The 861-nt window shown below is 47.5% G+C and carries 2 protein-coding genes; both read left to right on the forward strand.

Going from position 1 to position 861, the window contains the following annotated elements:
* The first annotated feature begins 131 nt into the window (after window positions 1-131).
* Complete coding sequence (locus tag KDM89_RS19155) at window positions 132-566, forward strand: hypothetical protein (RefSeq protein ID WP_186880724.1); 435 nt, start codon at window positions 132-134, stop codon at window positions 564-566.
* 21 nt (window positions 567-587) lie between these two features.
* The coding region (locus KDM89_RS19160; RefSeq protein ID WP_212689514.1) for a phosphotransferase at window positions 588-861 on the forward strand (274 nt) is incomplete at its 3' end.

Genomic DNA, 861 nt, shown 5'->3' on the forward strand with positions numbered 1-861 from the left:
TGTATTGATAGAAAAAGAGCAGCTCAGGCTGCTCTTTTTTATTGGATTTCAAGTAAATGCTTAGCGTACGCAGGCATGGAGTCCTGCTGTTTGTTACAATGAAAGAATTCTGGCTTCACCGAAAGATCATCATGAATAAATCCCTCTCATCCGTCATCGCCGTGATTTTTTCTGCCCAGCTTGCTATCCCTGCGCTTGCGCAGACGCCAGCTAAAGCAGAGGTGCCACCACCGCCGAAAATGGAAAAACTGGAAGAGGGGCCAACTGAAAAGAGTTTGTCGGTCGGTAAACCTGAGCAAAAAAATAAAGTTGTTGAAAAAAAGAATAATGCAGGCAAAGTCACTGAAGTCGAAGTGAAGTCTGGAAAAAGCAGTTACACGCTGAAAGCGGACCCTCAGGCGGGGAATGCCCAGCCTGGTACTGTGCAGGGGCAAGGCAATCGCGCTGCGCAATGGAAACTCCTGGAGTTTGGTGGAAAAAAAGAAGTAAAAGAAGCGCCTGAACCCTTACCTGTGTTACCGCCAGCGCCAGTCAAAGCAGCTCCTGCCAGCGCAGTAGCGAAATAATATCGTTGATAAGAAAAAATAATGGCAGTTTTTACCCCCGTTTCTCTGCAAGATCTGAGTTCTTGGATAGATCAGTTCCCATTAGGTAAAGTCAGTGCGGTGAAGGGTATCTCTTCAGGCATAGAAAACAGTAATTTCTTTATCACCACTGAAGCGGGTGAATATGTACTGACCATTTTCGAGAATCTGAATTTCGAGCAATTGCCGTTCTACCTGAAGCTGATGCGTCACCTGGCGGATCATGGGGTGCTGGTGCCTGCACCCGTCGCCAATCGTGACGGAGAACTGGTCGTCC

The organism is Cognatundibacterium luofuense (assembly GCF_018139685.1).
In the GTDB taxonomy this organism is placed as follows: Bacteria; Pseudomonadota; Gammaproteobacteria; order Burkholderiales; family Burkholderiaceae_D; genus Undibacterium; species Undibacterium luofuense.

Coding starts and splice junctions, on each gene's coding strand:
- KDM89_RS19155 (WP_186880724.1), top strand. CDS start 132: ATGAATAAATCCCTCTCATCCGTCATCGCCGTGATTTTTTCTGCCCAG.